We start from the raw sequence: 21843 nt of genomic DNA, 5'->3' as shown, positions 1-21843 counted from the left end.
CAAGGATAAAAAAATGAATATTAAACTAACCCAACAGCTACCAAAGACTCATACCCAAAAGATACTTAAAAAAGAAGCTAAAGATAAAGATGCGGCCTCTTTAGTGGTATTGATCGATGATGAGAAAAACATTATCGCAAAGTCAGCTTTAACCGATTATACCGACCGTATTGAACAGCTGATTGAAGTCTCGCATTTTAGTGGTAAAGCTGGTGAAACCGTTGCTGATTATGCTTTAGTAGGTGACAAAAAAACAGCCAAGCAAAACCCAGTACAACTATTATTAGTGGGTATCGGTAGCACTGATAAGCTTAACGAAACTACTTTGAAAAAAATTGCTAAGACTATCTATAACAGCACCCAAAAGCGCGTAGCTTCTATCACTGTGGCCTTGGGCGATGATTTAGAAGAGAACCAATTTAGCCAATTTGCGCTTAATTTATTAGCGGCAAGCTATCGATTTGACAAATACAAGTCTGAGCAAACAACTCCGGTATTAACGGATATTTATTTGCTTGCAGATAAGTCGCTCCAAGACATACTAGACTTTACACAATCAGTGTTTGCTGGTCAAAACTTAACCCGTGATGTAGCTAATGAGCCGGGCAATATCTGTTTCCCAGCCTATATGGCAGAACAAGCCCAAGAGCTGGAAAAAGCTTATCCTGATTTATTAAAAGTGACCGTACTTGGTGAAAAAGAGATGATGGCATTAGGTATGGAGTGCTTCTTAGCGGTGGCTAAAGGCTCTGCGCGCGAGGGCAAGCTGGTCTTGATGGAGTATCAAGGTAAGTCAAAATTCGGTGCGAAAATCTCCTCTACGGCAGGTATGGTGAGCGGCGCTAAAGTCAGTGGCGGTCTAAAAGCGCTTACTGATAAGCTACCGACTTCTAAGTCTGCTAGCAACAAGTCATCTAGTAAAAAATCCGCTAAGCATGTCGACAACAAAACACAAAACACCAATGATGATGCGCCTATTGTACTCGTTGGTAAAGGCATTACCTTTGATTCGGGCGGAATCTCTATCAAGCCTGGCGCGGGTATGGATGAGATGAAGTTCGATATGGGTGGCGCGGCATCTGTTCTAGGTACGATCAAAGCGTTATGTGAAGCGCGTCTACCAATCAACGTCGTGGGCGCTTTAGCTTGTGCGGAAAACATGCCAGCAGGTGATGCTACTCGTCCGGGTGATATCGTCAAAGCGATGAATGGCAAGTCGGTTGAGATCTTGAATACTGACGCTGAAGGCCGCTTAGTATTAGCAGATACTTTATGCTACGTGCAGCGTTATCAGCCCAAAGCTATCATTGATGTGGCAACTTTGACCGGAGCTATCGTAGTAGCTTTAGGTCATGTACGCTCAGCGGTATTTAGTAATGATGAAGATGTGTTATTTGCTTTAGAAAACGCTAGTGAGCAATCAGGAGATCTTATCTGGCACATGCCATTAGACGATGCCTATCAGTCGCTAATCGACTCTCCTATCGCTGATATGCAAAACATCGGTGGTAAAGGCGCAGGCGCAGTAACTGCCGCTTGTTTCTTATCGCGCTTCGTTGAAGAAGGACAGGCGTGGGCGCATTTGGATATTGCTGGTACAGCATGGAGCTCAGATAAAGATAAATCAGCAACGGGTCGTCCGGTACCTTTATTTATGCAGTATCTTAAAAATCATGCAAATATGGCATAGGTAGTCATAAGCTACTGTGTAATTGAGATGCAAAATAACTAGTATGCAAAAACCAAACGTTAGCTTTTATGTATTAAGTGAGAGTAAAGCCCAAGATTTCTTGGGCTTTATTTGTCATTTAATCCAAACAGCACTTAATAAAAGCCATGAGTCATTATTGATTCTTGTTGAAGATGAGAGCTTGATCAGTGAGCTTGATGATGCGCTATGGTCATATGCCGCTTCAGGGTTTATACCGCATCAACGTTTAATGCTCGATGCAAAGATTAGTGATTCCAATATTAATGACTCTAACGACGTTAACAATGCTCATGTTGCCAACGCTCATACAGTAACGAGTGCACTTTTGGCTCCTGTGTTGTTAGCCCCTTATCTGCCAGCAGAATTTAACGGTATTGTTGTTAATATCACGGCGCGTCCCGTCAATAATTTTATTACTACCACTAGTAATACCCGTCTTACTCGCATTCTTGAGATCATTAGACCTGACACTGCCAGTGTGCAAGAGGGTCGTCAGAAATATAAGCATTACCAGCAATTAGGCTACAAGCTTACGCATTTTAAAGTCTAGTAGGCGACTTATAAAACGCTTTATTCGCTTTATTGTAAACCACAAATTATCTTTTAATGCATGCTATAGCTATCTTATAGCGTATTTTTATTTAGCTGCTTTTAATATGGCAGTAGGTGAATAGCTTAAAAGATGCTACTATTCGGCGATTATTTACTGATGCTTTAATCATTTTTATTGACTTCTTTGAGGGGATAGTAATGCGTTCGCTGATAATGATGTATCAACGCATAGGGCTGGTACCACTAATTATTATAGGTTTAATCCTAGGAATTTTGCTAGGTTGGCTAGCACCTAATATCGGTATAGCCCTAGGGTTGTTAGGTACGCTGTTTGTCGGTGCGCTAAAAGCCGTAGCGCCGGTCCTGGTATTTGTACTAGTAATGGCTGCAATTAGCCAACATCGTAGCGGCAACGAAGTGTACGTCAAGCCTGTAATCATCATGTATATGTTTGGCACTTTTTTGGCCGCCCTTACCGCTGTAGGAGCAAGCTTTTTGTTCCCTACTGAGCTGACTTTAATCAATGCTGATATCGAACAGATACCGCCTGCAAACCTGCAAGAAGTCTTGACCAATCTGCTCTTAAACTTGGTGGCTAATCCTGTCAATGCCGTTGCTAATGCCAATTATATCGGTATTCTAGCTTGGGCCATTATTATCGGTTTTGCTTTGCGTCAAGCGAGCGACACCGCTCGTACTGTGGTTAACGATTTTGCAGAAGCCATCTCTCAGGTCGTTAAGTGGGTTATTGCTTTAGCGCCTTTTGGTATCTTAGGACTGGTTGCCAATACTGTAGCTGAAACTGGCTTTACAGCTCTAGCAGGATACGCCCGTATCTTAATGATATTGGTAGGCTGTATGCTTTTTATCGCTTTAGTTGCAAACCCACTGATCGTACTTATCAAGACTGGCAAAAACCCATATCCGTTAGTGTTTACTTGTCTGCGCGAGTCGGGAATTACAGCATTCTTTACTCGTAGCTCAGCGGCCAACATTCCGGTTAATATGAATCTTGCTGAGAAATTGGGACTACATCGAGATACTTATTCAGTAACCATTCCGCTAGGGGCTACTATTAATATGGCGGGCGCGGCGATTACTATTAATGTGTTGACGCTTGCCGCGGCGCATACTTTGGGTATCGAAGTCAGCTTCGCCTCAGCACTACTCTTAAGTCTCGTCGCTACTATTAGCGCTTGCGGCGCCTCAGGTGTTGCTGGTGGCTCGCTACTACTTATTCCTCTTGCCGCCAGCTTATTTAGCATTCCAAACGACATTGCTATGCAAGTAGTCGCCATCGGCTTCATTATCGGCGTGATACAAGATTCTGCTGAAACCGCACTGAACTCATCGACAGACGTGCTATTTACCGCCGCCGCTGATCCCAAGTTTTCTCGTTAATAATAGTTTACTCGTTAACAACCAATAAATAAGTTTGTTTTTATCCAACAAAAAGGGCTTTGATAAGCCCTTTTTGTTGGATAAAACTACTGGTTTTTTATGCTATCAGCATCTATTTCAATCATAGCTGTATCCGTTTCCCACTGGCGTTTGAACTGACGTAGCTGCTCAACCTCATCTAGCAGCTCCAGTATCAAACCAATAGCCGGTACGCTGGCGTCGAAATCACGGCTAAGACGTGAGGCACGGCGCACAGTGGTGAGCTGATAGCCAGTAAACTGCTTGGTTTCAGGCACATCATATTCGATAATATTCTCTTCTATCAAAGCCAGTATCCATTGGCGCTCTTGACCGCAAACGGACACTAATTCATCAAAGCTCATGATGATGTCGGTGAATTCATGGGATTGTTTCATAATTATTATCCTCAGTTGCTCTTTGTTTTATGATCGTCCGTGTTTGCTGTTCATTTTATCGTTATTATGAGCTTACTATTTACTATGGTGGCTACCTATATAGCTGCAAGTGATAGAAAGCTTAGTTAACGCCTTATACTAGTACCAGCAAAGGCTTGTTTTAACTGCTCATAAGCTTGGAATTCTTCATCGTTGCTAACTTCAGGATTAACGATATTTAAAGTTAAATATAAGTCGCCCGCTTGCTTGGCAGGAATACCTTTGCCCTTTAGACGTAGATTGCTACCAGATTTACTGTTTTTGGGAATAGTCACACCCAAAGTTCCCGCTGGCGTACTGACGTTAATTTTTTCACCTAAGGCGGCCTCCCATGGGGTGATATTTACCGTTTGATAAACGTTTGCCCCTTCTAGGCGAATATTATCAGCATGAGTAACCTTTACTTTTAAGAACAAATCACCGTTTTTGCCGCCACCAAAACCTGCTGCGCCTTGGCCAGATAAGCGAATTTGCTTACCGTCTGTGATACCTTTAGGGATCTTAATCTTCAAGGTTTTATTCTCATAATCGACGCTACCATTAGGCTGACGCACTGGCACATTTAATTTAATACTATAGTCGTCGCCGCTATAGACCGATGCCAAATCAACACTAATCTCCGCATGTTGATCTTGACCAGCGCTATCTTGCGCACCAAAACCGCCACCGAATTGATCAAAACCGCTACTTTGTCCCCCGGTTTGACCACGTGCGCCGCGTCCAAACGCTGAGAAAATATCATCAAAGCGGAAGCCGCCACCACCAAAAGCCTCGCCATCACCGAACTGATCTTTGATATCCTCCCAGCGAAAGCCACCACCGCTGCTCTGACCACCAAACCCTGCACCGCCGAAGCCACCTGCTTGACCAGCAAATGGATTATCGAGCATCGCATCATATTCGCTACGTTTGTCTTTATCTCTTAAGGTTTCATAAGCGTTATTGATCTCAGCGATCTTGTTATCAGAGTCCGGATCATCGCTGACATCGGGGTGATACTGGCGTACCAACTTGCGGTACTTTTTCTTGATGTCAGCATCTGAGGCGTCTTTTTTGACTCCAAGAATGTCGTAATAGTTTTTTTCTGCCATATTATTTTCCTTATATTTTTATACTTACTAATTCACTATATTCTTTATAACATAGCGCAATAAACATATATTTTGTGCTTTTAAAATCTAAATATCTTTAAAGTCTAAATAGTAACTACCTTTATCATAAAGGTTTATAGGGAAACTATATTTGGTTCTATAGTTACTTTTACAATGTTATTTTTATCTACCATTCTTACAAACAACTTAATAATACAGTATGCCATAAGCAAGGCGGCTGCAAGCTGACTGTAGCAAAATTCAAATACTCTTTTTGAACAAATTTATAACCAAAAAAAGGAGCAAACGATTTACTGTTTGCTCCTAAAAAGGTTAGATACTTTAGTGTAGATAATAAGATTTTTTTATTTACAGCTTAACTTGCAGTTAGTCTTGACGTTAGTTATAAGGAGGTATAAATCCTAGATGTTTCTAAGCTTACGTGGACTTAAGTAATGGGGCTTTAGTAATGAGGCTTTAGTAATGAGGCTTTAGTAACTAAATTTTGTTCGCAAAAATAATAACTATTATATTTCTTAAATGCAACATAAATGTAATTTTAATTACATTTTTATTTCTATAGTATTAATATTGTCATATTTTGTATTTAAAATCAAGAAGACAGATATATTAAATATGCAAGAATTGTGTCAATATTATTCGCTACCCCTTGTTAGTATGACGTTTGTTATAAATAATAGAATGGGTAGTTGCTTAACTTTATGATATACAAGCCTTTTTTCTACAACCCTTTTTACTCTTTAGTAAGAATACAGTAATAATTTTACCGTAAAATAGCCATATTATTTATACTCATGGGGAGTATAGATCATGTAGGCAAAAACATCTGTCTATTCTATAAATCGTAAAAAGGTAATGAATGTCTTATTTAATCAAGTCTTTAGTTATCACTTTATCACTACTATTAACGACTACGGTTTTCGCAGGTAACACCAGTTACTATGGAGATAAGTTCCATGGCAAGCGTACCGCTAGTGGTAGTATCTTCAATATGAATGCCATGACTGCAGCGCACAAAACGCTGCCATTTGGTACCGAAGTAGAAGTGACCAATAAGAAGACCAAGCAGAGTGTGATAGTAAAAATTACAGATAGAGGCCCTTTTACTCGGGGACGCATTCTGGATTTATCTAAAGCAGCTGCAGGTAAGATAAACTGTAAACTTTGTACGACTAGTATGAAGATACTCTCTTACGGTGATGGCAAATATCGTAGGCAGTAATATAATAAATAGCCCGTAACGTAATAAAAAAGGGAAGAGCTGGTGCTCTTCCCTTTTTGTATTTAATAATGATACTTAACGATAGTATTTAACAGTTTTTAGCCAAAATCTGCTTCCATCTCTTCTAAGGTTGTCATCGCCTGCAATAGCTTCTCTTCATTGTGACTATGCTGTTGTTGCAGTGAGGTTTGTTCTTCAAGTAATTTGAGCAGATCAGCTTTGCGATGCTCTTCATAAAGATCAGTAGCGGCTAGTTTTTCTTCAAGTTTAGCCAATTTATCTTCAATAGCGGCTAGTGACTTTTCTGTATTCTCAATATCTCGGCGAATAGGAGCCGTCAGCTTACGCTGTTCGGCGGCCAATTTACGCTGCTCTTCTTTGCTAAGTGTGCTTTGCTGAGGTATCGCCTGTTTGGAGGTTGTTTGTGCAGAGTTAGTTGATTCATCCAGCTTTGCTACCTGAATATCTTGACTACTGTCTGAGTGATTATTTGTACTTTTGATCTTTGTTGGCTGTGGCACAAACTGCTTATTAGCCTTTTTATCTTTTTTTTGCTTACCACTGTTTTTATCAGCCGTGTTTTCTTGCTTGCGCTTATCGCTTAGCCACTTACCATAGTCGCTGATATCTCCATCAAACTCATCAATCCGGCCGTCATGTACCAAGTATAATTCATCACAGACGTTGGCAATTAATTCGCGGTCGTGTGACACCAGCACCACTGCGCCCTCAAAACCTTGCAACGCTAAAGTTAAGGCTTGACGCATCTGCAAGTCCAAATGGTTGGTGGGCTCATCGAGTACAAGGACATTCGGACGCTGCCAGACGATCAAGGCTAGGGTCAAACGCGCACGTTCGCCTCCTGAAAACAGCTCGCTTGGAGTGTCAATACGCTCACCCCGAAAATCAAAGCTACCCAAAAAGGAGCGCAATAACGCATCGGAGGTTTTACCAGCCAGACGGCGCAGCATTTGCATCGGCGTAGCAGCAGCATCTAGGGCATCCATTTGATGCTGATTAAAATAGCCAAGTTTAAGCGTATCTGAGACACGGTAGCTGCCCGATAAGATACCAAGCTCACCCACCAAAGCTTTGATCAAAGTTGACTTACCTGCGCCGTTCATACCTAGCAGGCCAAGACGCGTATCGGGCGTCACCTGTACACTGGCGTTATAAAGAAGCGGCGTCTCGCTATAACCGATGTCAGCATCTATCATCTCGATGAGTGGCGTGCTCATATTAGCAGGGGGATAAAACTGGAACGAAAAAGGGTTATCAGCCATCATCGGTGACAAATCAGCCATGCGCTCAAGCTGTTTGATACGGCTCTGCGCTTGCTTTGCCTTACTGGCTTTGGCACGAAAACGACGAATAAAATCATCTAAATGGGCGCGGGTTTCCTGCTGCTTTTCGTAAGCTTGCTGCTGCTGCGCCATACGTTCATGACGGGTACGAATAAACTGCTGATAATTACCGGTATAAAGGGTGATTTTTTGTTGTTCTACGTGCAAGATGTGATCAACGGTAGCATCTAAAAACGCTTGGTCATGAGAGATGACAATAACGAGACCAGTAAACTGATTGATCCATGTTTCAAGCCACAATATCGCATCCAAATCCAAATGGTTGGTAGGCTCATCGAGTAGCATTAAGTCAGCGCGGCTCATCAAGGTTTTAGCAAGGTTTAAGCGCATGCGCCAGCCCCCAGAGAACCCCTCTACTGGCAATTCATGCTGATTAGTATTAAAACCAAGACCTGCCATAATTTGCGCCGCTTTGGTTGGCGTACGATAACCGTCGATCTCATCAAACTGCTGATGTAGCATTCCAATTTGCTCATCGCTCACCTGACTTAGATCACTTAGGGCTGCATTGATGGTGTACCACTGCTCATCACCGCTTAGTACATAATCAATAGCCGTTTGGCTGCTAGCGCCCACTTCTTGTGCCATGTGCGCGACATGCCAGCTATCAGGTATACTAATCTCGCCTTTATCAAGCGTGACCTCAGTGTCTCCAGCTCCCATATAAGTCAATAACAGCGCAAATAACGTAGATTTACCCGTACCATTATTACCCGTTAAGCCAATCTTTTGGCCAGGATGAAGCTGGAAGCTGGCACCGCTAAACAACATACGACCGTCACGGCGCACGCTTACGTCTTTAAATTCGATCATAGGTTTTCTTCATCTTAATAAAGGTTTTTTCGTCTTAATATCGGTATAAAGTATTAAAAAGCATACTCAGGGCATTTGGCGGCTATTATTTCAAACGCTTAGCCAATAGGCAAACGATTAAATGTTCTACCCCTCCTAAATAAGCATTTCAAATTTATACATTTATTGTGGCAAGTAACCTTGAGTTCAATAACAAATCCTGCTATTGACAAACTAAAGCTAACCCCCATTATGATATACTGCTAGGAGACACAGGACGGCTTATATATGCTTTTTAATACTTAACTGTCGCCACTGTTTTGCTATATATAACAGTCTCTATTGAATCAAAAACACTCGCTACTTTATTTGTAGTGTTGTTGATGAATACTGGCATAAGCAGGATAAGCCCCTATTTAATTTAGTAACTCAATTTTAGTAATTCAATTTTAGTAATTATGTTAGTAACTGAGGTAGATATGAACGAATCAACTAACCAATATGATCCAAACTCAAGTCAACCTGTAGATCCCACTGTATTAAATTTAACGGACAGTGCTGCCCAAAAGGTACGCCGCTTGCGTGAAGAAGAAGGAGATACCAGCCTTATGCTTCGTGTTTATGTGACGGGTGGTGGCTGTTCAGGCTTCTCTTACGGCTTTAGATTTGACAGTGATTTGAACGAAGATGATGCCAATTTCGATAATGGCGATGTAAGCTTAGTTATTGATGCCTTAAGCTATCAATACTTGCAAGGCTCTACTGTCGACTATACCGAAGGTCTAGAAGGCGCCCGCTTTGTGGTACAAAACCCTAATGCTACTACCTCTTGTGGCTGCGGCTCATCGTTCTCTATTTAGACTGTATTTTAATTAAGCCAATTTTTAATTTTAAAGCTGTCGTGCGCTTTACTAAAGCGTAGCAGGAACAGTAGTAAAGCTTGAAATCAGTAAACACTTGTAAACTAAAAACTTAGTTTCATACCGATAAGCCGTCCAAAAATGCGGCTTATCTCCTTAATATTGTATTAAAGTGAGAAGATGTTTAAATAGATAAACAATCTAGCTTATAACACCAAATGATAATTACGCTAGCATTGGGATTACCAAACTGTAGATAGATTACTTATCTCTAAGTAATATTTTAAAACATCTTTATTAAAGCTAAGTAACTCGCTAGACAATCTAGTTGATAAAGCATTTATCTGCTCTTATCACCATCTATAAAGATTGATTATTGTTGGTTACTAAATATCAAATCACTTTTAGTTTTTCATCATTGAGGAATGACATTATGGCTAAGTTATCACTTGACGCATTAAATGAAATTGACGGTTTTATCGCAGCAGCACTTGTTGACAGCGAATCAGGGCTAGCACTTGCTACTGTAGGTACTGGTATTGATCTTGAGCTAGCTGCTGCAGGTAATACTGAGGTACTACGCTCTAAGCGCAAAGTAGCTGAAGCTTTGGGGCTTAACGAAAACATTGAAGATATTCTTATTACCTTAAATAAGCAGTATCATTTGCTACGTCCTTTAGTACGTAACGGTAATTTATTTTTGTACCTAGTGCTTGATCGTCAAAAATCAAACCTTGCTATGGCTCGCCATAATCTAAAAGGTTTTGAGACTGAGCTTGATTTTTCGTAGATTTATTTACAACATTCGTTCAGCTTTGTGTTAAACTATATTCATATTTTTGTATAAACATACAGCTAACTATAAGAGCATCTACTTGTGAACAGGTAGATGCTTTTTTATATAGCGTTTGCCGCCTACCCAAAGGTTACTGAATTTGTAATAGTGCTTGGTTTTTTTTGTTGCTATAAGCTAAACTGACTGGATTCTCTATACCAATTATCCTCCCAAGTCTAAACTCTCATATCAGCTCACGAACACCAGTTGTGTGTTGATATAAAATAATGAATAACAATAGATGACATCTTATGAGTAACTTCGCCCAATTCAAAGTCCCAAGCTGGATGAGCAATCAACTTCTTACTGGTATGCTGCGTGGTATCGAAAAAGAAGGTTTGCGAATCAAATCTGATGGTTATTTAAGTCAATCTCCTCATCCTGTCCAGCTGGGCTCAAAACTTACGCACCCCTTTATTACTACGGACTATTCAGAAAATCTACTCGAGCTGGTCACTGACCCTAGAACCACTCCCAAAGATACGCTTTTAATCTTGCGTCAGCTACATGTACTTGTCTATCGGGCGCTGCCTGAAGATGAGCTGATGTGGCCACTATCTATGCCTTATATGCGCTCTGCTCTTGATGAAGATATTCCTCTAGCAGATTTTGGCAGCTCTAATACAGGCAAGCTTAAAACTTTGTATCGTAGTGGACTAGGTGTGCGCTATGGTCGCCGGATGCAGGCTATCGCAGGTTTGCACTATAATCTATCTTTTGGTGATGGTTTATTTGAAACATGGCAAGCTCAAATGCCCGAGGCACAAAGCCTAACTCTAACCGCATTCAAAGATGACAAATATCTTGGTCTTATTCGTAATTTTAAGCGCTTAACCAGTTTAGTGCTTTATTTACTGGGCGCCAGTCCAAACGTGGCTGCTAGCTTTTTGGCAGGACGAGAACATGATCTGATTTTGCAAAACGACTCTACCTATTATAAGCCGACAGCGACCAGCTTACGAATGGGCAAACTTGGCTATACCAATAGTGTGCAAGAAAACCTTGATATCCGCTACAACAATCTACCTGAGTATATCGTAGGTCTGCGCCGCGCTATTCAAACGCCGCACAAAAGCTTTCAAAAACTTGGCCTAAATGATGCAGATGGTAATCCCATTCAGATCAATGATCATATTCTACAGATAGAAAACGAGTACTACAGTCCCATCCGCCCCAAACAAATTGCCGGTCGCGGTGAGACACCAACAGAAGCTTTAGAGCGCCGCGGTATCGCTTATGTTGAGTTTCGTGCTATTGATCTTGACCCCTATAGTGACATCGGTATTCGTTTATCTAGTGCCTGTTTCTTAGAGATCATGGCTTTATATTGTCTCCTCAATACCTCACCTGATCTACTACCAGAAGAAGAGGATGAGCTGGCTATCAATATCGAACGCGTGGTTAACGAAGGACGCCGTGATAATGTCCATATCATTAACGATGGCATCGAGATCCCATTAAAGGACTGGATGCTTAAGCATTTAAACAATATGCTTCCACTAGCGGCAATGCTGGACTCGCATTATGGTGGCAATGATTACCGTGCTGCTCTAGCACTGATGCAGGGTAAAGCAGGTCAGCCTGAATTGACTATCTCAGCTCAAGTCAATGCGGATAGTGAAAGATTAGGCGGTATGTGGCAATTAGGATCTACTCTAGCCCAGCAGCACCGTGATACTTTGTTGCAGCAAACTTTGAGTCCCAATACCCAAGCCAAATATGAAGTGTTGGCCGAAAAATCACTCTTGCAACAAGCAGAACTGGAAGAAATAGAGACTGAGGACTTTATGGACTTTATACAGCAGTACAGATAATATGCTTGCTAAACTAACGGCTAAGCATCATTAACTAGCGACATTATTGCTCATTACTGTATTATATAGCCTTCATATTTATAAGAGTACGTCTTAAATGCAACGATTGACCACTTATCGCAGTTTACAAGTGTTATTAGTCATTATGAGTGTGATCGGTATGAGTTATGCGCTGTTGTTTTTGCAGCGCTATATGGGTTTATCGCCTTGTCCATTATGTGTCTTTCAGCGTATCGGGCTGATCACTATGGGCGGTTTTGCTCTTATCGCTGCACTTAGTAACCCCAAAACAACTCCATTCAAAATATTGCTATGGCTAGGTAGTTTGCTAGGTATTGGCTGGTCAACAGTGATAGCGGCGCGCCATGTATGGCTACAGCACCTGCCTGCCGATCAAGTACCCTCTTGTGGTCCAGGACTGGATTATTGGGTGGAGACGCTACCTATGAAGCAGGTATTTAGTGAGGTGCTCTCTGGTTCAGGGGAATGCGCAGTTATTGATTGGCAATTTATGGGGCTTAGTATTCCTGAACAGTCGCTAATCTTTTTTAGTGTATTATTATTGGTTCATGTCTTGATATTTTGGCGTATTGTGCGACCTGTCGTTGTTCGTTAAATAGCGCTGCTATTTTTTACATCCATAGTTAATTTATTTTACTACTTATTACCTTGTATCTCATTTAAACGCTTTATTAGCTAATGCTAGTAAAGCGTTTATTTTATTTAGTACTATTATTAATAACTTTTTTATATATTTTGAGTCTCAGCTACCTATACTTGTCTTCTCTATTATTACTCTTCTTTTATTGTCTGCTTTATTTGATCATTAAGTAAAAAATGTTGCAGATTAAAAGACGTCGCTGATGATCTAATTCCTGTAACTCATTCTACTTGTAACAAAATACCCACATATAGAATATTACGGTTTGCTATGTTGTCTACCTTCTGTAAACGATATATAACCGTTTATCTTGTTATCTCTCTTTGTAACTTATAAAACTCTGTTGAAAAACCTACAAACAATCTTTTTGCTATTGCTAAGAGGTATTTGGGATACGATAAGAGGCAGTTAAAAATAGTAAATCATAATGACGCTTTAACAACGTTGTAACATTTAATTAACGCTAGTATTAGTGTAGATGCATACTATTGATCAGTTGTGCTCTATAAAACTACATAGTCAATCTCAAATAAAGTAGGTATATCTTCTGTCACATGCTACTGGTACAAATCCTATTTGAATGCTGGAGGTAGCCGACGAAAGCTACCCAGCCTATATTTCGAAAAAGCATTCTAACAGCATTATACGATACTGATTTTAGAATGGTTTGATTAAGTGGTTTAACTATAGATAATAGATACTTGTGATTAGTAGTTATCTGCTTATACTTTACTTGTTTACGTTGTCATTCGTACGACCCTTGTTTATTGTTGGTATGAAGATGAATTATTCTACATTTACTGTCTTTACTACGATTCTTTCCATCAGACATTTTGGACGTCTATTACTGTCGCTATTTTTTTGTACCATTTTGCTCAGTTGTGATGATCAATCAGCTACTGTCACCTACGATGACGCCTCAAATCAATCAACGCCCGTTCAACAAACAGATGATGCAGCTTATAGTAAAAACCCAGCTTCGACAGATAATATAGAAGATATAAATCAAGGTGAATCACTAATTGCCGCCGCTCAACCAAACGATCCCAATAATAGTATACGTACAAGACGTGCGCCTATGATTTCTGAGACGAGTACTGATGAGGCGCTACAAGCAACCTTGATCGGAGATTATGTAGGGATATTGCCTTGTAAGTTTTGTACGGACATATCAGTGACCCTAAATTTATTTTCTGATGGATCAGTGCTAAAAACCAGCATTTACCAAAATCCAGAGGAGCCTACGTTACCGCTTATTGAACCTGGTATTTATCGTCAGGACAATGCAGTGATTACTGTGGTTTATGATAATAAAAATATTGAAAGCTACAGTATTCAAAATAATCATTTGGTCATGATGAATAATGATGAAAGCTTAAACGCTGATTATACGTTGTCGCGTAAGTAAGCAGTATTAGCCGGTAATAATACAGTTTTGGCTTCAAAGTCCTTTGTAAATGTTTATAGAATAAAATACTTATCAAATGCAGCACCCTATTGGCGCCTACTTATTGGGCGTTTTTTATTGGTTATCTATCAAGGTTTACTCTACAATGAGAGCTGACAAGACTGGCAAATTTCTCATTATTGTATTTGCAGTATTTTAACTCCTTTGACTCTTTAGTTTAGCTCGGAACTTTTATGCATATTCATATTCTTGGTATTTGTGGCACCTTTATGGGTTCGCTTGCACTCTTAGCCCGTGAGCTTGGATTTACCGTTACTGGCTCAGATGCTAATATTTATCCGCCGATGTCCACGCAGCTTGAGCAAGCTGGTGTCACTATCGAGGAGGGTTATCTAATAGAGCATTTGCAACCAGCGCCTGATTTAGTCGTGGTGGGCAATGCGATGAAGCGTGGTATGGACGTCATCGAATACATGCTCGATCAAGGTTTGCGCTATACCTCAGGGCCACAATTTTTATCCGAGCAGGTACTGCAGTCGCGTCATGTTATCGCTGTTGCCGGTACACATGGCAAAACAACGACCACGACCATGCTGGCTTGGATACTGCATTATGCAGGTATTGATACCGGGTTTTTGATTGGTGGTGTGCCTTTGGTAAATACTCCAGATGAGCATCTACAGCAAGTCTTTGCTCATAGTAGTTATTTGGGAGCAAATCAAACAGACACTGCTGCAACCTCTTCTAAGGATGCCAATACAAGCTATTTTGTCATTGAAGCCGATGAGTATGATTCTGCGTTTTTTGATAAGCGCTCAAAGTTTGTACACTACCGTCCGCGTACCGCTATTCTAAATAATCTTGAATTTGATCATGCTGATATTTTTGCTGATTTGGGCGCCATTCAGACTCAGTTTCATCATATGGTACGTATGATTCCAAGTAGCGGTAAGATTATTATGCCAGCGGCCACCATTAGCTTAGAAGATACTCTAGCTAAAGGCGTTTGGACACCGGTATGGCGCACTGCTATAACCACTACCCAAAGATTGTCTGAGCAAAGTAATCAAGAGAACAGTAAGGATGAGCCCATTAATAGTGATTGGCATGCGAAGCTGATGAAAGCAGATGGCAGCCAGTTCCAAGTCTGTTTTAATGATGATCCAACGGCATCAGCTACGGTTGACTGGGCGATGAGCGGCATCCATAACGTCAATAATGCCTTGGTAGCAGTAGCCGCTGCTTATGACGTTGGTGTTGATACCGCCACAGCCTGTGCAGCATTATCTGCTTTTGCTGGTATTAAACGCCGAATGGAGCTCATTGGTGAAGTGGACGACATCTTAGTTTTTGATGATTTTGCTCATCATCCTACGGCCATTGCTACTACCCTAGATGGCGCCAAGAAAAAACTAGTAGGCAGGCGCCTTTGGGCTATCATTGAGCCGCGTAGCAATACGATGAAAATGGGCATTCATCAAGATAGTTTGGCTCAATCAGCATTACTTGCTGATCATACTATATGGTATGAACCTGCAGGTCTTGAATGGGGTCTAAAAGAGGCAATTGAGGACGCTGATATTGTTGAGATAAGTGGTAATTTAGAAAAAGAGACTGTCAATAAAGATCGAGATAATAAAGATCGGGATAAACAGCAAGTCCTAAGTAGTACTGATGATATTATCAATTATATTAGCGCTCATGCTAATAAAGGTGATGCCATCATTATTATGTCTAACGGCGGTTTTGAAGGCATTCATCAGCGCCTGATAACCGCATTAGACAAAACTTTTGTCTAAAAAATATATAATGTTACCTTGATATAATAACTTTTATTAAGCCTAGTAGATGAGCATAGCACGAGGGTGATTCGTACCTATAAAATTACTTTTGTAACCTTCCATTTACCTACTTTACTCATGTGACAGCAAATATGCCGTTTTTCTCACACAGCCCATACACTGGTAACATTTTGCCCTTACCTTTAATTTTTAATTGTGTTTACAATACTCTTAACAATATTATTAACCAATATTAGTTGCGTATTACCAACACAGTTTATGAGGAGAACAAAATGGGTTTTATTTGGATGATTATTGTAGGTTTAGTAGCAGGTTTGTTAGCTCGTGCTATTAAACCAGGTAATGATGCTATGGGCTGGATTATGACCATCGTCTTAGGTATCGTTGGAGCAATGTTAGGCGGATTTATAGCTGGTTTGATTGGTATTGATGCAGATGGCGGCTTTACAGGTCTTATATTCTCAGTAATCGGCGCTATCATTCTCTTGTTCTTATACGAGATGATCATGAACAAACGCCGCGTATAAAGTACGTAGCTATTAAACCACTATTTAATATATTATCGAAAAAGACCTTATATGATATAAGGTCTTTTTTAATGTCTATTACTAAGGTGGATTGATAGGTTAACGTCTGCGTATGACTTGACAGACAATAACTGACATTGATAAATGTACCTTTTGCCCTCATTTACCTTATAATACCGCCTATTCTATTTACTATTATCGAGGTGCTCTATTATGGCATTGCTCCCTATCTTAAGCTATCCCGATCCGCGTCTGCGTACGATCGCCGCACCAGTAAAAGAGGTCGATGATGACATCAAAACACTAATCGCTGATATGATTGAAACCATGTATGATGCTGACGGCATTGGTCTTGCTGCGACCCAAGTTGATCGTCATATTCAGCTCATTGTTATGGATTTATCCGAGAATAAAGACACACCAATGGTCTTTATTAACCCTAAAGTGACGCCTCTAGTAGAAGAAAAACAGCCTTATGAAGAAGGGTGTCTATCAGTACCTGAGGTCTATGACAAGGTTGAGAGGCCTAATAAAGTACGTATCGAAGCTCTAGACGAGAATGGAGATACTATTGACAAAGAAGTTGAAGGTCTGCTTGCAGTCTGTATCCAGCATGAAATGGATCATTTAAATGGTGTTATTTTCGTTGATTACTTATCACGCCTTAAGCAAACTCGCGCTCGTGATAAAGTTAAAAAAGTGCTCAAAATTCGTGAAAAGCAAGGTGATAAACCTGCTAATAAAGAGCTACAAGCTACTAACGCCTAGCTATTATTATTCATATTCCTATAAAACGATCACTTAGCTTATTTTTACTTACTTATTCTGCTTTAAGCTTTGCTTAGCATACTTACCTTAGAGGTTTACCTGCATGACTATGATCAAAATTGATCAATATTTTGAGCCTGCCGCTTGGCAAAAATTTACTAAAGTTGCCGAAGGTCGCGCGACGCCTTTTTTGATTGTTGATCTTAGTCGTATTAAGACCAAATATCATGAAATGGTGGCTCACTTTCCTAATGCAAAACTACATTACGCTATGAAAGCGAGTCCTGCCGTTGAAGTTATTAACTTGCTCGCAGAATTGGGCTCAAACTTTGATTGTGCCTCTATCTATGAGCTAGATCGGGTACTGGACTGCGGCGTTGATCCTTCGCGCATCTCTTACGGTAATACTATTAAAAAAGCTGAGCACGTTAAGTACGCTTATGACAAGGGCGTGACTTTATATGCTACTGATTCAGAAGCAGATCTAAAAAACATTGCCAAGCACGCGCCCGGCTCCAATGTTTTCGTGCGTATTTTGGTGCAGGGTTCAGAAACCGCTGAATGGCCATTATCACGTAAATTTGGCTGTCATCCTAATATGGCAATTGACCTATTGGTACAAGCACGCGAATTGGGTTTGGTGCCTTATGGTATCTCGTTTCATGTGGGCAGCCAGCAAAAGGATGTGGCGGCATGGGATGATGCGCTCGCTAAAGTTAAATACATGTTTGACTGGATGCGTAACGAAGAAGACATTAAGCTGCAAATGATTAATTTAGGCGGCGGTTTTCCAACCAACTACATCAGTGAAGTCAATCCGCTGTCGGTCTACGCCTCCGAGATTAAGAGTTATCTGAGCGACGACTATAGTGATGAGGAGATGCCAGAGATTATTTTGGAGCCGGGGCGCTCATTGGTCGGTGGTTCTGGCGTACTAGTTAGTGATGTAGTACTGATATCGCGTAAATCAGATACTGATCTGACACGCTGGGTTTATACTGATGTAGGTCTGTTCCAAGGTTTGATCGAAACCTTGGGCGAAGCTATCAAATATCCAGTTTATACCCCCAAAATGGAAACCTCAACTAGCGAGGGCACGGTAGTATTGGCAGGACCAACTTGTGACTCGACCGATATCATGTATGAGGAAGCTGGATATCAGTTGCCCCAAGAGCTTGAGATTGGTGACAAAATTTATTGGCTGACCACAGGCGCTTATACCAACTCCTATTCATCGGTTGAGTTTAATGGCTTTCCGCCGCTTGAAGTGGTTTATATTGACTAATCGATAATAAAGCTATGAGAAAAGCGCGATACTGATATCAGTATCGCGCTTTTTTACGTTAATAAACTACTGTACTAATAGCGAGATGGGCACATCATTACGGCTGATATTACCTTGATGGCTGCCATAGCTTGAGCTTTGATTTTGCTTAGCTTGCGCTATTTGTCCAATAGTCACCCATTGCCCGCGCGGCACAATGATAGTGCTGTTAAGTCGTTGAGCTTGGATAGCTCGGTTTTGATTATAAGGATTATTAGGCTTTATTAATTCTTCTTCCACTTGGCTTAATTGCACTTCTACTTGTCCATCTGGCAACACTCTAGGCGTCACTTGAATGCCTTGTGTGGTAGGTAATAATACCTGCTGCTGGATAATAATTTGTCCTAAAGGTTGACTGCCTAAAGAACGATATTGAGTCGGATAAATATTGGCATTATAGGTTTGCGTTAGAGAGTAAAGCGTACCGGTACTAATGCTCGCAGCGCTACCCGATAGCGTTTGTACTTGGTATAGATTATTGCTTTGCTGCTGGTTACGGCTTTGATTGATTACGCCTGCGCCTTGAATACCGCGATTGCTGATAATCACTTGGCCTCGCTGAATATTATCTTGAGCACTGCTGTTACTGCCTACGCGCACTGCTACGGTTAAAGACTCAGGCTGAGTGTCGATCTGAGATAATAACTGCTGCACAGTTTGATAATTAGTAGGAGTCGTTTGTAGTACCAATCTGCCTTGATAAGTCGTTACGCTACCACCGTCGGGGCTAGTGTTTAATTGCTGGCGTACGGCAGGCAGTAGCGAGGCGCCGCCGTAAGTATCGATGACGTAGGTTTGGTAAGTGGCAGCTTGGACTGAAAAAGACCCGCTTAGGCTTGTTATCAAAATCATTACCGGTATCACTAAATTATTCATGCGTATCTTCTTCTAGTCGTCCTAAGCATAGATCTTACTCACTCAAACCTAGCACATCCTGCATATTGTACTGTCCTTTCTTTTGTTTGATTATCCAAGTAGCGGCACGCACCGCGCCTGCGGCAAAGGTCATCCGTGCTCGTGCGCGATGAGTAATCTCGACCACTTCGCCATCAGCGATAAACATTACCGTATGGTCGCCGACGATTTCGCCGCCGCGTACCGCATGAAGACCAATACTGCCTTTTTTGCGCGCGCCCGTTTGCCCTTCGCGGCCATATATGGCAACTTCTTTTAAGTTCTGACCGCGTGCTTCCGCTACCGCTTCGGCCATCATATAAGCGGTACCTGATGGGGCATCGATTTTGTGCTTATGATGCGCTTCAATGATCTCGACATCAGCGTCGGTGCCAAAAGCTTTGGCGGCCATCTCTAGTAGCTTTAACGATAAATTGACGCCAGTAGAATAGTTGCCAGCATAGACGATAGCGGTATGCTTGCTAGCCTCAGTCAATACCTGCTCCTGCTGCTCGTTAAACCCTGTGGTACCGATAACCATGGCGACTTTATGCTCAGCGCAAATCTGCATGTTTTGTTCAGTGGCATCAGGTAAGCTAAAGTCAATCAACACATCGATGTCTTTAATAACTGCCATTAGGTCATCAACCACTTGTACGTTTAAGCGCTCAATCGCTGCCAGCTCGCCGGCATCGGTACCAACAAGACTTGAGCCTTGGCGCTCAATCGCAGCGCTCAAAGTAGTCTTAGGATTATCTTGTACCGCCTCAATTAACATACGTCCCATACGTCCGCCTGCCCCAATAACGCCAACGTTTATAGTTTTATTATCTGTTTGCTTACTCATATTTTTGTCCTAAAATTTTATAATTTAAAATTAGTATAGTTAAGCTATTTTAAAATTAGTACCGTGTTAGTGTCGCTGGTACGAATTTTACTTGCGTGCTGTGCCTTCGCAGACAGAGGCTGCGCAAAATTCATACCAGCAACACATCACATAATAGGTACCGATTTTATTTAAGATTAACCATATTTGGTAAAACCATAATTACTATTTAATGTTACAAATATCATAGCATGAATTGTTTTTACGACTATCAATGAAATAACAATAAAAAAGCCCAACCGTTTCACGTGAAACGGTTGAGCTTGAGTAAAGTTTTCAGTAAGGCTAAGTTAAACCACTAGTCAAACAATTCGCCAATCTTCTTAAAGAAAGATTTTTTATGCGGAGATTGCTGATGTTTGCTGTCACCATCTAGCGTATCTTGGAACTGACGTAGTAAGTCTTTTTGTTCACGAGTTAGGTTCACCGGAGTCTCAATGACCACGCGGCAAATCAAATCGCCTTTCATGGTCGTACGTACTGGCGTTACGCCTTTACCGCGAACTCGCAGTAGTTTACCGCTTTGGGTACCCTCAGCGATTTTGATATTGACTTTACCATCAAGGGTTGGAATCTCAACTTCTTTACCTAAAGCTGCATCAGTAATACTAACGGGCACATCCATATACAGATCAGCGCCTTGACGAGTAAAGACGTCATGCGGTTTGACGCGAACCTCGACGTATAAATCGCCGTTTTGCACGCCAGCGCCGCCCGCTTCGCCCTCCCCTGCTAAGCGTACGCGGTCGCCATCGTCAACGCCTGCTGGGATAGAGACCTCAAGGGTACGCGATTTTTCTTCAACACCGCTACCATGGCAAGTAGGGCATGGGTTTTTAATTTGCTTACCTGAGCCGCCGCACTGCGGACAAGTTTGCTGCACCGCAAAAAAGCCTTGCTGCATACGGATTTGACCCTGACCATGACAAGTCTGGCAAGTGACTATGTCTGAGGCGTCTTTAGCACCTTTACCATCACAAGTATCACAAGGCGCAGGAGCGGTAAAGCTAATCTCTTTTTTGCAGCCACGCACCGCTTCCTCAAGTGTCAATTCAATCACATAACGCAAATCGGAGCCACGACGCGTACGTCCACCGCCGCCGCGCGCTTGACCAAAGATATCGCCAAAATTGCCAAAAATATCACCAAAAATATCTTGGAAGTTACCACCAGCACCGCCGAAGCCGCCTGCGCCGCCCATACCATTTTCAAAGGCAGCATGGCCCATACGGTCATAAGCCGAGCGCTTATCTTCATCGCTAAGCACTTCATAAGCCATCGAGGCTTCTTTAAATTTATCTTCACTATCTGGATCATCAGAGTTGCGATCTGGATGATATTTCATAGCAAGCTTTCGGTAAGCCCGTTTAATCTCTTTGCTATCTGCAGTCTTACTCACCCCTAATACTTCATAAAAATCGCGCTTACTCATGGGCTCTCCTATTGTTCTCACCG

The 21843-nt window shown here is 41.5% G+C and carries 19 protein-coding genes; 13 read left to right on the top strand and 6 right to left on the bottom strand.

Annotated elements, in window-relative coordinates:
- Window positions 1-13 precede the first annotated feature (13 nt).
- The 3 genes from ACR63N_RS00370 (at window position 14) to sstT (ending at window position 3664) form a co-directional block, all read left to right on the top strand.
- Window positions 14-1690, top strand: a complete 1677-nt coding sequence (locus ACR63N_RS00370) for a leucyl aminopeptidase (protein WP_472782301.1) — start codon at window positions 14-16, stop codon at window positions 1688-1690.
- Window positions 1691-1733: 43 nt separating this feature from the next.
- The gene (locus ACR63N_RS00365; protein WP_367106691.1) at window positions 1734-2261 is read left to right on the top strand and encodes a DNA polymerase III subunit chi; all 528 of its coding nucleotides are present in this window, start codon (window positions 1734-1736) and stop codon (window positions 2259-2261) included.
- A 200-nt stretch (window positions 2262-2461) separates the two neighbouring features.
- Window positions 2462-3664, top strand: coding sequence for a serine/threonine transporter SstT (gene sstT, locus ACR63N_RS00360; protein ID WP_367104868.1), 1203 nt, complete (start codon window positions 2462-2464; stop codon window positions 3662-3664).
- Between the two features lie 86 nt (window positions 3665-3750).
- On the opposite strand, the gene ACR63N_RS00355 is transcribed toward sstT, so the two are convergent.
- Together ACR63N_RS00355 and ACR63N_RS00350 are read right to left on the bottom strand one after the other, a co-directional pair.
- Window positions 3751-4080, bottom strand: a complete 330-nt coding sequence (locus ACR63N_RS00355) for a chaperone modulator CbpM (protein WP_367104867.1) — start codon at window positions 4078-4080, stop codon at window positions 3751-3753.
- A gap of 125 nt (window positions 4081-4205) precedes the next feature.
- Window positions 4206-5210 carry a DnaJ C-terminal domain-containing protein gene (locus ACR63N_RS00350; RefSeq protein WP_367104866.1) on the bottom strand — a complete coding sequence of 335 codons (1005 nt, stop codon included), beginning with the start codon at window positions 5208-5210 and terminating at the stop codon, window positions 4206-4208.
- 880 nt (window positions 5211-6090) lie between these two features.
- Here ACR63N_RS00350 and ACR63N_RS00345 point away from each other — a divergent pair.
- Entirely contained in the window at window positions 6091-6453 is a 363-nt protein-coding gene (locus ACR63N_RS00345) for a septal ring lytic transglycosylase RlpA family protein (protein WP_367104865.1), read from the top strand.
- Between the two features lie 98 nt (window positions 6454-6551).
- Here ACR63N_RS00345 and ACR63N_RS00340 read toward each other — a convergent pair whose 3' ends face one another.
- A complete protein-coding gene (locus ACR63N_RS00340; protein ID WP_367106690.1) occupies window positions 6552-8630 on the bottom strand; it encodes an ABC-F family ATP-binding cassette domain-containing protein in 2079 nt (692 codons plus the stop codon).
- Window positions 8631-9088: 458 nt separating this feature from the next.
- Between ACR63N_RS00340 and erpA the strand changes: the two genes are divergently transcribed.
- The 9 genes from erpA (at window position 9089) to ACR63N_RS00295 (ending at window position 18569) form a co-directional block, all read left to right on the top strand.
- Window positions 9089-9469, top strand: coding sequence for an iron-sulfur cluster insertion protein ErpA (gene erpA, locus ACR63N_RS00335; protein ID WP_367106689.1), 381 nt, complete (start codon window positions 9089-9091; stop codon window positions 9467-9469).
- A gap of 433 nt (window positions 9470-9902) precedes the next feature.
- Window positions 9903-10259 carry a roadblock/LC7 domain-containing protein gene (locus ACR63N_RS00330; protein WP_367106688.1) on the top strand — a complete coding sequence of 119 codons (357 nt, stop codon included), beginning with the start codon at window positions 9903-9905 and terminating at the stop codon, window positions 10257-10259.
- Between the two features lie 296 nt (window positions 10260-10555).
- Window positions 10556-12118: a glutamate--cysteine ligase gene (gshA, locus tag ACR63N_RS00325; RefSeq protein ID WP_367106687.1), complete on the top strand. Its 1563-nt coding sequence runs from the start codon at window positions 10556-10558 to the stop codon at window positions 12116-12118.
- Between the two features lie 97 nt (window positions 12119-12215).
- Entirely contained in the window at window positions 12216-12734 is a 519-nt protein-coding gene (locus ACR63N_RS00320) for a disulfide bond formation protein B (RefSeq protein ID WP_367104860.1), read from the top strand.
- Window positions 12735-13560: 826 nt separating this feature from the next.
- Window positions 13561-14187: a copper resistance protein NlpE N-terminal domain-containing protein gene (locus ACR63N_RS00315; RefSeq protein WP_367104859.1), complete on the top strand. Its 627-nt coding sequence runs from the start codon at window positions 13561-13563 to the stop codon at window positions 14185-14187.
- Window positions 14188-14420: 233 nt separating this feature from the next.
- A complete protein-coding gene (mpl, locus tag ACR63N_RS00310; RefSeq protein ID WP_367106686.1) occupies window positions 14421-15986 on the top strand; it encodes a UDP-N-acetylmuramate:L-alanyl-gamma-D-glutamyl-meso-diaminopimelate ligase in 1566 nt (521 codons plus the stop codon).
- A gap of 275 nt (window positions 15987-16261) precedes the next feature.
- Window positions 16262-16516, top strand: coding sequence for a GlsB/YeaQ/YmgE family stress response membrane protein (locus ACR63N_RS00305; RefSeq protein WP_367106685.1), 255 nt, complete (start codon window positions 16262-16264; stop codon window positions 16514-16516).
- A 213-nt stretch (window positions 16517-16729) separates the two neighbouring features.
- Window positions 16730-17284 (top strand): peptide deformylase, encoded by a 555-nt coding sequence (gene def / locus ACR63N_RS00300; RefSeq protein WP_367106684.1) that lies wholly within the window; start codon window positions 16730-16732, stop codon window positions 17282-17284.
- Between the two features lie 109 nt (window positions 17285-17393).
- A complete protein-coding gene (locus ACR63N_RS00295) occupies window positions 17394-18569 on the top strand; it encodes a type III PLP-dependent enzyme (protein WP_367106757.1) in 1176 nt (391 codons plus the stop codon).
- A gap of 66 nt (window positions 18570-18635) precedes the next feature.
- Here ACR63N_RS00295 and ACR63N_RS00290 read toward each other — a convergent pair whose 3' ends face one another.
- The 3 genes from ACR63N_RS00290 to dnaJ form a co-directional block, all read right to left on the bottom strand.
- Window positions 18636-19484, bottom strand: coding sequence for a hypothetical protein (locus tag ACR63N_RS00290; protein ID WP_367104855.1), 849 nt, complete (start codon window positions 19482-19484; stop codon window positions 18636-18638).
- 34 nt (window positions 19485-19518) lie between these two features.
- Window positions 19519-20349: a 4-hydroxy-tetrahydrodipicolinate reductase gene (gene dapB, locus ACR63N_RS00285; protein WP_367104854.1), complete on the bottom strand. Its 831-nt coding sequence runs from the start codon at window positions 20347-20349 to the stop codon at window positions 19519-19521.
- Between the two features lie 337 nt (window positions 20350-20686).
- Entirely contained in the window at window positions 20687-21820 is a 1134-nt protein-coding gene (gene dnaJ / locus ACR63N_RS00280; RefSeq protein WP_367104853.1) for a molecular chaperone DnaJ, read from the bottom strand.
- Between the last annotated feature and the right edge of the window lie 23 nt (window positions 21821-21843).

The sequence above is a fragment of the Psychrobacter sp. M4 genome (genome assembly GCF_055699795.1).
This window is presented reverse-complemented; position numbering and strand designations above follow the sequence as displayed.

Bases quoted from the DNA above. Each gene is read 5' to 3' on its own strand.
- ACR63N_RS00370 (WP_472782301.1), top strand. From the start codon at position 14: ATGAATATTAAACTAACCCAACAGCTACCAAAGACTCATACCCAAAAG.
- ACR63N_RS00365 (WP_367106691.1), top strand. From the start codon at position 1,734: ATGCAAAAACCAAACGTTAGCTTTTATGTATTAAGTGAGAGTAAAGCC.
- sstT (WP_367104868.1), top strand. From the start codon at position 2,462: ATGCGTTCGCTGATAATGATGTATCAACGCATAGGGCTGGTACCACTA.
- ACR63N_RS00355 (WP_367104867.1), bottom strand. From the start codon at position 4,080: ATGAAACAATCCCATGAATTCACCGACATCATCATGAGCTTTGATGAA.
- ACR63N_RS00350 (WP_367104866.1), bottom strand. From the start codon at position 5,210: ATGGCAGAAAAAAACTATTACGACATTCTTGGAGTCAAAAAAGACGCC.
- ACR63N_RS00345 (WP_367104865.1), top strand. From the start codon at position 6,091: ATGTCTTATTTAATCAAGTCTTTAGTTATCACTTTATCACTACTATTA.
- ACR63N_RS00340 (WP_367106690.1), bottom strand. From the start codon at position 8,630: ATGATCGAATTTAAAGACGTAAGCGTGCGCCGTGACGGTCGTATGTTG.
- erpA (WP_367106689.1), top strand. From the start codon at position 9,089: ATGAACGAATCAACTAACCAATATGATCCAAACTCAAGTCAACCTGTA.
- ACR63N_RS00330 (WP_367106688.1), top strand. From the start codon at position 9,903: ATGGCTAAGTTATCACTTGACGCATTAAATGAAATTGACGGTTTTATC.
- gshA (WP_367106687.1), top strand. From the start codon at position 10,556: ATGAGTAACTTCGCCCAATTCAAAGTCCCAAGCTGGATGAGCAATCAA.
- ACR63N_RS00320 (WP_367104860.1), top strand. From the start codon at position 12,216: ATGCAACGATTGACCACTTATCGCAGTTTACAAGTGTTATTAGTCATT.
- ACR63N_RS00315 (WP_367104859.1), top strand. From the start codon at position 13,561: ATGAATTATTCTACATTTACTGTCTTTACTACGATTCTTTCCATCAGA.
- mpl (WP_367106686.1), top strand. From the start codon at position 14,421: ATGCATATTCATATTCTTGGTATTTGTGGCACCTTTATGGGTTCGCTT.
- ACR63N_RS00305 (WP_367106685.1), top strand. From the start codon at position 16,262: ATGGGTTTTATTTGGATGATTATTGTAGGTTTAGTAGCAGGTTTGTTA.
- def (WP_367106684.1), top strand. From the start codon at position 16,730: ATGGCATTGCTCCCTATCTTAAGCTATCCCGATCCGCGTCTGCGTACG.
- ACR63N_RS00295 (WP_367106757.1), top strand. From the start codon at position 17,394: ATGATCAAAATTGATCAATATTTTGAGCCTGCCGCTTGGCAAAAATTT.
- ACR63N_RS00290 (WP_367104855.1), bottom strand. From the start codon at position 19,484: ATGAATAATTTAGTGATACCGGTAATGATTTTGATAACAAGCCTAAGC.
- dapB (WP_367104854.1), bottom strand. From the start codon at position 20,349: ATGAGTAAGCAAACAGATAATAAAACTATAAACGTTGGCGTTATTGGG.
- dnaJ (WP_367104853.1), bottom strand. From the start codon at position 21,820: ATGAGTAAGCGCGATTTTTATGAAGTATTAGGGGTGAGTAAGACTGCA.